This is a genomic window from Pseudomonas agronomica, from assembly GCF_025917275.1.
Classification (GTDB): domain Bacteria; phylum Pseudomonadota; class Gammaproteobacteria; order Pseudomonadales; family Pseudomonadaceae; genus Aquipseudomonas; species Aquipseudomonas agronomica.
Genome location: NZ_JAOSHO010000163.1, coordinates 1 through 9,948, shown reverse-complemented (window position 1 = coordinate 9,948; position 9,948 = coordinate 1). Strand labels below are relative to the sequence as shown.

Genomic DNA, 9,948 nt, shown 5'->3' with positions numbered 1-9,948 from the left:
AGGGGCGGCGCGGTATCAAGCCTGGTGGGTAATCCGCCCATCCATCAGCGTATAGCGCACCACCCCCGGCAGGCTGTGACCGAGGAACGGGCAGTTGTCGCCCTTGGAGCGCCAGGCTTCACCGGCCACGGTGGACGCGGTGGGGTCGAACAGCACCAGGTCCGCCGCAGCGCCCGCGGCCAGTTTTCCGACCGGCAATTGCAAGGCCTGGGCCGGGCCGGCGCTCAGGCGCGCCAGCAAGGTTGGCAAGTCCAGCAAGCCGTCTTCCACCAGCGTCATGGCCAGCGGCAACAGCAGTTCAACGCTGCTGATGCCCGGTTCGGTGGCGCCGAAGGGTGCCAGCTTGGCATCACGCTCGTGGGGCTGGTGATGGCTGGAGATGGCCGAGATCACCCCGGACTTCACCGCCTCGCGCAAGCCCTCGCGGTCGGCGCGGGTGCGCAGCGGCGGTTGGACGTGATAGACGCTGTTGAAATCGATCAGTGCTTCGTCGGTCAGGATCAACTGATAAAGCGCCACGTCGGCGGTCACCGGCAAGCCACGGGCCTGGGCCTGGGCGATCAGTGCCGCGCCACGGGCGCTGGTCAGTTGGCTGAAGTGGGCGCGCACGCCGCTTTGTTCCACCAGCAGCAGGTCCCGGGCCAGGGCCACGGTCTCGGCGGTTTCCGGGATGCCCGGCAGGCCGAGGAAGCTGGCGGTAGGGCCTTCATGGGCGAGACCGCCTTCGGCCAGGTCGTGATCCTGTGAATTGAAGATGACTGTCAGGCCGAAAGTCGCCGCATATTCCAGTGCGCGACACAGCGTACGGGTGTTGCGGAAGCTGTTCAGGCCATTGCCGAACGCCACGCACCCGGCATCACGCAGGGCAATCAGCTCGGCCAATTGCTCGCCATCGAGGCCTTTGCTCAGTGCACCAATCGGGAAAACCTTGGTGTTGCCGGCTTCGCGGGCGCGGTCAAGGATCAGTTCAGCCACGGCCGAGGTGTCCAGCACCGGTTTGGTCTGCGGTGGGCAGCACAGGCTGGTCACACCACCGGCGGCGGCGGCGCGGGTTTCGCTGACGATGCTGCCTTTGCGGCTGTAGCCCGGTTCGCGCAGGGCGACGTTGAGGTCCACCAGGCCAGGGGCGGCGACCAGGCCTTGGGCGTCGAGGGTCTCGACCGCCGCGAAGCCTGCCGGCGCCGCGCCAAGGGCGACGATCTTGCAGGCATCGATATGAATGTCGGTCACTTGATCCAGGCCGCTGGCCGGATCGATCACACGTGCGCCGAGAATGCTGAGCTTCACTGGGCGTTCTCCTGGTCGAATTGGCGCTGGGCCGTTTGCCCACTCATGGCCATGGACAGCACGGCCATGCGGATGGCGATGCCGTAGGTCACCTGGTTGAGGATCACCGAATGCGGCCCGTCGGCGACCGCCGACTCGATCTCCACGCCGCGGTTGATCGGCCCCGGGTGCATGACGATGGCGTCCGGCTTGGCCCCGGCCAGTCGCGCGGTGGTCAGGCCGAACAGGCGGTAGAACTCGCCTTCGCTCGGCAGCAGGCCGCCGGTCATGCGTTCGCGTTGCAGGCGCAGCATGATCACCACGTCCACATCCTTCAGGCCTTCGGTCATGTCGGTGTAGACCTTGACGCCGTACTGTTCGACGCCGATGGGCAACAGGGTTTTCGGTGCGATCACGCGGATATCCGGGCAACCGAGGGTCTTGAGGGCCAGCATGTTCGAGCGCGCTACCCGGGAGTGCAGGATGTCGCCGACGATGGCCACCGACAGGTTCTCGAAGCTGCCCTTGTGCCGACGGATGGTCAGCATGTCGAGCATGCCCTGGGTCGGGTGCGCGTGCCGGCCGTCGCCGCCGTTGATGATCGCTACTTGCGGGCAGACGTGTTCGGCAATGAAGTGCGCTGCGCCGGAATCACCGTGGCGGACGACGAACATGTCGGCGGCCATGGCTTCGAGGTTACGCAGGGTGTCGAGCAGGGTTTCACCCTTGCTCGCCGAGGACGTGGAGACGTTGAGGGTGATCACGTCCGCCGACAGCCGCTGGGCCGCCAGTTCGAAGGTGGTACGGGTGCGGGTGGAGTTTTCGAAGAACACGTTGCACACGGTCTTGCCGCGCAGCAACGGGACTTTCTTCACCGCCCGGGCGCCAACTTCGAGGAACGAGTCGGCGGTGTCGAGGATTTCTGTCAGCAGCTCGCGGCGCAGGCCGTCGAGGGACAGGAAGTGCCGCAGCTGGCCCTGATCGTTGAGCTGCAGCGGGCGCTTGGTTTCGAGAGGCGTCATCGCGATGGACTCTTACAAGGGCAGTTAAAGGGCAAGGTCTTGCAGTTCGAGTTGCAGCGGCGACGGCCCGGAGAGCTTGACCCGCTCATGGGCGGCCAGCGACAGCGTCGCGCCGACCACGTTCGGCCGGATCGGCAGCTCGGCGGCGTCCAGGTCCAGCAGGCACACCAGCGTCACGCTGGCCGGGCGGCCGTAGTCGAACAGTTCGTTCATGGCGGCGCGGATGGTCCGGCCGCTCATTAGCACATCGTCGATCAGCACCAGGTGCTGGCCTTCGATCTCGAATGGCAGGGCCGAGGGGCGCACTTGCGGGTGCAGGCCGTTCTGGCTGAAGTCGTCGCGGTAGAAGGACACGTCCAGGGTGCCCAGCGGCGAATCGCTGCCCAGTTCATCGAGCAAGGCCTGGGCAACCCAGACGCCGCCAGTGCGGATGCCGATGTAGCGCGGTTCGCTGATGCCGCGTTGTTCCAGGTGCGCCGTGAGACGGATCGCCATCTGGCTGATCAGTTCGGCAGGATTGGGCAGGCTCATGCTGGCTCCTTCAGGTTTCCGGGTCGGTGCTCGTGACTCGGTTTATCGCTAAAAGAAAGCGCCTTGGCGGCGCTTTCAAAAAATCAGGTGTCGAACAGGGCGGTATTGGCATCGAGCCAGCCCTGCAACAGCAGGGCGGCGGCGATGGCGTCCACCGGGTTGTCGCGGTAACTGCCTTTTTGCCCGCCGCGCACCAGGCGTTCGCCCTTGGCCTCGAAGGTCGTCAGGCGCTCATCATGGGTATAGAAGGGCAGGTTGAAGCGGCCGTTGAGCCGGCGGGCGAACTTTTCGGCGCGCAGGCACATGTCGCTGGGCGTGCCGTCCATGTTCAGCGGCAGGCCGACCACCACGGCGTCGGGTTTCCATTCCTTGATCAGCGCTTCGACCTGGTTCCAGTCCGGAACGCCATTCTGCGCCTTCAAGGTGCACAGCTCGCGGGCCTGGCCGGTAATGACCTGGCCGACCGCAACGCCGATCTGTTTGGTGCCGTAATCGAAGCCCAGCAGCAAGCGCAAGGCCATCAGGCGTGTCCCGCCTGGCTGGTGAGCAGGCTGAGGTTGACACCCAGCCGACTGGCTGCCGCTTCCAGGCGCAATTCGCTGCTGGTGTTGAAGAGGATGTCGGCGTCGAACGGGCAGGTCAGCCAGGCGTTGTCGGCCAATTCGGCTTCCAGTTGCCCGGGTTCCCAGCCGGCATAGCCGAGGGCGATCAGGCTTTTTTGCGGACCGACGCCGTCGGCGATGGCAAATAGCACGTCCTGGGAAGTGGACAGCGATACGCCGTCCAGGTCCACCGTGGCCTGGAACTTCGGACCCGAGGGGTGAAGCACGAAACCGCGATCGGTCTGCACCGGGCCGCCAATGAAAATCGGCACATGCTGGCACAGCAGTGGCGGCTCGACCTCGGGGCGCAATTGCTCAAGGATGTCCGCCAGGTTCAGCTCCTGCGGGCGGTTGACCACCAATCCCATGGCCCCGTTCGCCGTGTGCTCGACGATGTAGGTCAAGGTGTGGGCAAAGTTCGGATCGGCCATGTGCGGCATGGCGATCAGGAAATGATGCTTGAGGTAGGTGGGGCTGACGTTTTTCATAGGCGCTAGTGTGGCGGGGCAGGGCCGAACTGACAAGCCGGGAAATGCTTGGGGCTGTCACCAATCCCCTGTGGGAGCGAGCTTGCTCGCGATAGCCATTGATCATTCAGCATGGATGGCGACTGACACACCGCATCGCGAGCAAGCTCGCTCCCACAGGGCATTGATACTGTCTGCAGGTCAGTTACTGGAAAGCCGATCACCCCGGGCAAACTTCCAGGTGCGGATGATTTCCAGGCGGTCGATGTCTGACAGGTCCCCGGTGAACGGCGCGAACGGCGCGGCCAGGCGCACGATCCGCTGGGCGGCCTGGTCCAGCAGGGGTTGGCCGGAGGATTCGAGCACCAGCACCTCGTACAGCGAGCCGTCGCGGTTGATCGAGACCATTAGCCGCAGGTTGCCATAGATCTGTTTGCGCCGGGCTTCCTCGGGGTAATTGAGGTTGCCGATGCGCTCGACCTTCTTGCGCCACTCATCCTTGTACCAGGCGCCCTTGTCGCGCATGGTCGAAGCGGCACTGAGGCGGTGAATGCGCGGACGCTTGGCGTACAGCTGTTGCTCCTGGGCCAGCTCGGCTTCCAGGCTGGCGATGTCGCTGGAAAGTTGCGAACTGTCGAAGGTCGGCTCCGGTGCCTTGGGCTTCGGATCGGGCTTGACCTCTTCCTTGACCGGGGCCTTTTTCGGCTTCGGCGCCACGGTGGTCACGGCAGCCTTGGGCGCCGTCTCCTGAACCTCCGGCTTGGCGGCCGGCGGTGGGGTGATCTTCTGGACTTTGTTGTCCTGGAATGGTGCGATCTCGGTGGTTTTGGGAGTCGCTTTCTTTTCCAGGGTGCCGCTGCCTTGCTGGTTTTCCTGGGCGAGAAAGTCGGCCTTCCTGGGCTTGGTCTCGCTCTTGAACGTCGCCAGGGTAATTTCCAGGGTCTGGCTGATCTGCTTGGGTTCTACCGTGGCAAACCCGACGCCCAGCAGCACGGCCAGGTGGATCAGCGCCGCCAGGAACAGGGTAAAACCGAGACGATCAGCCGGGCGCACGCCACGATGGGCGAGCTCTAGGGGCAGATCGGACGGGAGTGTCATGGCAAAAAAACCAACATCGCGGGTTTCACAGGCCGGGCATGATAACGCAATGTTGGTTTTTAGCTTCAAGCCTCAAGCTGCAAGCGACAAGCTGCATCAAACTTGTCGCTTGTGACTTGCCGCTTGCAGCTGCTTCTCGATGGCATCCATCAGCATCCCGCCGATGTCGGTGCCGAAGGCATTGTCGATCTCGCGGATGCAAGTCGGGCTGGTGACGTTGATTTCCGTCAAGTGCTCGCCGATCACGTCCAGGCCGACGAACAGCAGGCCTTTTTCCCGCAACGTCGGGCCGACCTGGGCGGCGATCCAGCGGTCCTTGTCGGTCAGCGGACGGGCTTCGCCACGACCACCGGCCGCCAGGTTGCCGCGGGTTTCGCCGGCCGCCGGGATGCGCGCCAGGCAATAGTCCACGGGCTCGCCGTCGATCATCAGGATGCGTTTGTCGCCATCGATGATGGCCGGCAGGTAGCCCTGGATCATGATTTGCTGCTTGCCATGCAAGGTCAGGGTTTCCAGGATCACCGACAGGTTCGGGTGGCCGGCGGTGTGGCGAAAGATCGAAGAACCGCCCATGCCGTCCAGCGGCTTGAGGATGACATCGCCGTGATGATCGGCGAATTCACGCAATACGTCCGGACGACGGCTGACGATGGTCGGCGGCGTGCACTGCGGGAACAGCGTGGCGAACAGCTTTTCATTGCAGTCGCGCAGGCTCTGCGGCTTGTTGACCACCAGCACGCCAGCGCTTTCAGCTTGTTCCAGGAGATAGGTGGAGTACACGAACTCCATGTCGAACGGCGGATCCTTGCGCATCAGGATCACGTCCAGGTCGCTCAGCAGTGCATCGCTTTCCTCGCCCAGTTCGAACCATTTCTCCGGGTTGGCGAAGACTTTCAGCGGTTTCATCCGCGCCCGGGCCTGGCCTTCGGCCTGGTAGAGGTCGCGCTGCTCCATGTAGAACAGTTCCCAGCCGCGCTTCTGAGCGGCCAGCAGCATGGCCAGCGAGCTATCCTTCTTGTAGGAAATGCTGGCGATTGGGTCCATGACAATGCCGACGCGTACGCTCATGGCTTGGTTCCTCATAATTTCGATGGGCACAAATGGCGTGAAAAAGTGGCGTCAGAGTGGCGCCCGGACGATTGCCGGTCAAGGAAAAACCACCACGCCGAGCGGCTGATAGATCGGCGATGGAGACTGTGCTAAAAAGGCTGCCATGTGACGTGCGGGCCTTGAACATCAAGGGTTTGCGCTGTCGTTCACACTTATGCGTTAAAAACCGGTTCGCAGTGGCAATGGCAGAGCAATCTACGCAGCAGCAACCCAGCGCCTTGAAGGTCATGGTCATCGACGACTCGAAGACTATCCGCCGCACCGCCGAAACCCTGCTGCGCAACGTCGGTTGCGAGGTGATCACGGCGGTCGACGGCTTCGATGCGCTGGCCAAGATCGTCGACCATCATCCAGGCATTATCTTTGTCGACATCATGATGCCGCGCCTGGACGGTTACCAGACCTGCGCCCTGATCAAGAACAACGGGGCCTTCAAGGCGACGCCAGTGATCATGCTGTCGTCCCGCGATGGCCTGTTCGACAAGGCCAAGGGGCGCATCGTCGGCTCCGATCAGTTTCTGACCAAACCTTTCAGCAAGGAAGAATTGCTGGGCGCGATACAGGCCCATGTCCCGGGCTTTGCCGCTGTCCAGCCGCACCAGGCACACTCATGACGCTCGGCCTGCGGGCCCGAGGTCTACAGAATAAATGGGGAACACCATGGCACGAGTTCTGATCGTCGATGATTCGCCGACTGAAATGTACAAACTGACCGGCATGTTGGAAAAGCACGGCCATCAGGTGCTCAAGGCTGAGAACGGCGCCGATGGCGTGGCACTGGCCCGCCAGGAAAAACCCGACGCGGTCTTGATGGATATCGTCATGCCCGGCCTCAACGGGTTCCAGGCCACTCGCCAACTGACCAAGGACCCGGACACCGGGCACATTCCGGTGATCATCATTACCACCAAGGACCAGGAAACCGACAAGGTCTGGGGCACCCGCCAGGGCGCAAGGGATTACCTGACCAAGCCGGTGGATGAAGATACCCTGATCGCTACCCTGAACAAAGTACTGGGTTGAACGCACGGCCATGAGCCAGTCCCTGACCGCTTTCGAGCTGTTGCTGCGGATCGACCGGCGCTGTCGGTTGCTGGGCGCGGATCTCCCGTCCCAACCGGTCCATCGCGACACCTGGAGCGGCATCGGCTTTCGCCTGGGCGAACACTGGTTCGTGGCGCCCATGGGTGAAGTCAGCGAAGTGCTGCACGAGCCGCGTCACACGCCGTTGCCCGGGGTCAAGCCATGGGTTCGCGGAGTGGCTAACCTGCGCGGGCGTTTGCTGCCGTTGATGGACCTGTGCGGCTTCTTCGGCCATGACCTGTCCAGCGTGCGCAAGCAGCGGCGGGTGCTGGTGGTGGACCATGAAGAGGTGTTCGCCGGTTTGCTGGTGGACGAGGTGCTCGGCCTGCAGCATTTTGCCCGGGACAGCTTGGCGCCGGCCTCGGCGAACGACCTCGATGGCCCGGAGACGGCCTTCGTCCAGGGCCGGTTCGAGGGCGAGCGGCAGTGGCAGGTGTTCAGTCCGTTTGCCCTGGCGCGGTCGCCGGGGTTCATGGATGTGGCGGTTTAACAGGCCGCAGCGCGGCCCCTGTGGGAGCGAGCTTGCTCGCGATAGCGGCGGTACAGCTTGCATCAATGTTGACTGCACTGGCGCTATCGCGAGCAAGCTCGCTCCCACATTTGAATGGCGGTGGTTTGGGGTTTTGGGGACAGGCGAGAACCGATGATCAAAGCAAAAACAGGCAAGCCACTGGAAGCGTCGCGCAGTCGTTCGCAGATCATCGTGCTGTTCGTCGCGTTGATTGTCTTCATCATGCTGTTGTTCGCCAACTTCGCGTACCTCAACATCCAGTCCACCTATGACAAGCAATACATCGGCCATGCCGGTGAGTTGCGCGTGTTGTCCCAGCGCATCGCCAAGAACGCCACCGAGGCCGCCGCCGGCAAGGCCGCCGCGTTCAAATTGCTGAGCGATGCGCGCAACGATTTCGCCCAGCGCTGGGGTTACCTGAAGCAGGGCGATCCGGTCACCGGCCTGCCGCCCGCGCCCGCCACCCTGCGTCCGCAGATGCGTGCCGTGCAGCTGGACTGGGAGCGCCTGCTCAAGAACACCGATGCCATTCTTTCCAGCGAACAAACCGTCTTGTCGCTGCATCAGGTCGCGGCGACGCTGGCCGAAACCGTGCCGCAACTGCAAGTCGAGTACGAGAAAGTCGTCGAAATCCTCCTGCAACGTGGCGCGCCGGCCGCCCAGGTGGCCATGGCCCAGCGACAGTCCCTGTTGGCCGAGCGGATTCTCGGCGCGGTGAATACCGTGTTGGCGGGGGACGAGAACGCCAGCCAGGCCGCCGATACGTTCGGTCGTGATGCCGCGCGGTTCGGCCAGGTGCTCAACGGCATGCTGCAAGGCGACCCGACCCTGAAGATTTCCCAGGTGCAGGACCGCGATGCCCGGGCGCGCCTGAGCGAGATCAGTGAGCTGTTCGAGTTCGTCTCGGGCTCTGTGGATGAAATCCTCGAGACCTCCCCGGAACTGTTCAAGGTCCGTGAATCGGCGGGCAACATCTTCAACCTTTCGCAAACCTTGCTGGATGAAGCCTCGCACCTGGCTTCGGCCTTCGAAAACCTGGCGGGAGGACGGTCCGTCAACACCATCGGCGGCTATGTGCTGGGCCTGCTGGCGCTGACGTCGATCATCCTCATCGGCCTGGTGATGGTCCGCGAAACCAACCGTCAGTTGCGCGAAACGGCAGAGAAGAACGAGCGCAACCAGAACGCGATCATGCGCTTGCTGGACGAGATCGAAGACCTGGCCGACGGCGACCTGACCGTCACCGCCTCGGTCACCGAGGATTTCACCGGGACCATCGCCGATTCCATCAATTATTCGGTGGACCAACTGCGCGACCTGGTGGCGACGATCAACCTCACCGCCGGCCAGGTGGCCGCCGCGGTGCAGGAAACCCAGGCCACGGCGATGCATTTGGCCCAGGCGTCCGAACACCAGGCCCAGCAAATTTCCGAAGCTTCGACTTCAATCAATGAAATGGCCCAATCCATCGACCAGGTGTCGGCCAATGCCGCCGAATCGTCGGCGGTGGCCGAGCGGTCCGTGGAGATCGCCAACAAGGGCAACGAGGTGGTGCACAACACCATTCATGGCATGGACAACATTCGCGAGCAGATCCAGGACACCGCCAAGCGCATCAAGCGCCTGGGCGAGTCGTCCCAGGAAATTGGCGACATTGTCAGCCTGATCGACGACATCGCCGACCAGACCAACATCCTGGCGCTCAACGCTGCGATCCAGGCGTCCATGGCCGGCGATGCCGGGCGCGGCTTTGCGGTGGTGGCCGATGAAGTGCAGCGGCTGGCGGAGCGTTCTTCAGCGGCGACGCGACAGATCGAGACGCTGGTGCGGGCGATCCAGGCCGATACCAACGAGGCGGTGATTTCCATGGAACAGACCACCACCGAAGTGGTGCGCGGCGCCCGGCTGGCCCAGGATGCCGGCGTCGCCCTGGAAGAAATCGAAGGCGTGTCCAAGACCCTCGCGGCGTTGATCCAGAGTATCTCCAACGCGGCGCAGCAACAGACCACCTCGGCGGGGCAGATATCCTTGACCATGAACGTGATCCAGCAGATCACCTCGCAAACGTCTTCGGGCTCCACGGCCACGGCAGAGAGCATCGGCAACCTGGCGAAAATGGCCAGCCAACTGCGCCGCTCGGTGTCGGGGTTCACCTTGCCGGCGGTGCCGGCTGGCGATGAGGACAAGCAGTGACTGACCAGCTCTGCATATTGAAAAAGACATGTGGCGAGGAGGCTTTTGTGGCGAGGGAGCTTGCT

Annotated in this window: 11 protein-coding genes; 4 read left to right on the top strand and 7 right to left on the bottom strand. The window is 63.2% G+C overall.

The features are described from left to right. Positions 1-15 precede the first annotated feature (15 nt). From OC610_RS13740 to gshB, 7 genes are all read right to left on the bottom strand, one after another. Positions 16-1,287: a dihydroorotase gene (locus OC610_RS13740; protein ID WP_264428349.1), complete on the bottom strand. Its 1,272-nt coding sequence runs from the start codon at positions 1,285-1,287 to the stop codon at positions 16-18. Then, on the bottom strand, positions 1,284-2,288 hold the full coding sequence (locus OC610_RS13735) for an aspartate carbamoyltransferase catalytic subunit (RefSeq protein WP_003177495.1): 1,005 nt from the start codon (positions 2,286-2,288) through the stop codon (positions 1,284-1,286). Before OC610_RS13735 ends, OC610_RS13740 begins: the two co-directional genes overlap by 4 nt. 24 nt (positions 2,289-2,312) lie before the next feature. Next, positions 2,313-2,819, bottom strand: a complete 507-nt coding sequence (pyrR, locus tag OC610_RS13730; protein ID WP_264428344.1) for a bifunctional pyr operon transcriptional regulator/uracil phosphoribosyltransferase PyrR — start codon at positions 2,817-2,819, stop codon at positions 2,313-2,315. A gap of 83 nt (positions 2,820-2,902) precedes the next feature. Then, positions 2,903-3,340, bottom strand: a complete 438-nt coding sequence (ruvX, locus tag OC610_RS13725) for a Holliday junction resolvase RuvX (protein WP_264428342.1) — start codon at positions 3,338-3,340, stop codon at positions 2,903-2,905. Then, on the bottom strand, positions 3,340-3,909 hold the full coding sequence (locus OC610_RS13720; protein WP_230152362.1) for a YqgE/AlgH family protein: 570 nt from the start codon (positions 3,907-3,909) through the stop codon (positions 3,340-3,342). Before OC610_RS13720 ends, ruvX begins: the two co-directional genes overlap by 1 nt. A gap of 180 nt (positions 3,910-4,089) precedes the next feature. Further along, positions 4,090-4,986, bottom strand: coding sequence for an energy transducer TonB (locus tag OC610_RS13715; protein ID WP_264428339.1), 897 nt, complete (start codon positions 4,984-4,986; stop codon positions 4,090-4,092). Positions 4,987-5,082: 96 nt separating this feature from the next. Beyond that, complete coding sequence (gshB, locus tag OC610_RS13710) at positions 5,083-6,054, bottom strand: glutathione synthase (protein ID WP_258648461.1); 972 nt, start codon at positions 6,052-6,054, stop codon at positions 5,083-5,085. Between the two features lie 224 nt (positions 6,055-6,278). Between gshB and OC610_RS13705 the strand changes: the two genes are divergently transcribed. The 4 genes from OC610_RS13705 (at position 6,279) to OC610_RS13690 (ending at position 9,883) form a co-directional block, all read left to right on the top strand. Then, on the top strand, positions 6,279-6,710 hold the full coding sequence (locus OC610_RS13705; protein WP_264428337.1) for a response regulator: 432 nt from the start codon (positions 6,279-6,281) through the stop codon (positions 6,708-6,710). A 46-nt stretch (positions 6,711-6,756) separates the two neighbouring features. Beyond that, complete coding sequence (gene pilH, locus OC610_RS13700; protein WP_030137899.1) at positions 6,757-7,119, top strand: twitching motility response regulator PilH; 363 nt, start codon at positions 6,757-6,759, stop codon at positions 7,117-7,119. A 10-nt stretch (positions 7,120-7,129) separates the two neighbouring features. Continuing rightward, positions 7,130-7,669: a chemotaxis protein CheW gene (locus OC610_RS13695; RefSeq protein ID WP_264428335.1), complete on the top strand. Its 540-nt coding sequence runs from the start codon at positions 7,130-7,132 to the stop codon at positions 7,667-7,669. Positions 7,670-7,822: 153 nt separating this feature from the next. Continuing rightward, positions 7,823-9,883 carry a methyl-accepting chemotaxis protein gene (locus tag OC610_RS13690; protein WP_264428333.1) on the top strand — a complete coding sequence of 687 codons (2,061 nt, stop codon included), beginning with the start codon at positions 7,823-7,825 and terminating at the stop codon, positions 9,881-9,883. The last annotated feature ends 65 nt before the right edge of the window (positions 9,884-9,948 follow it).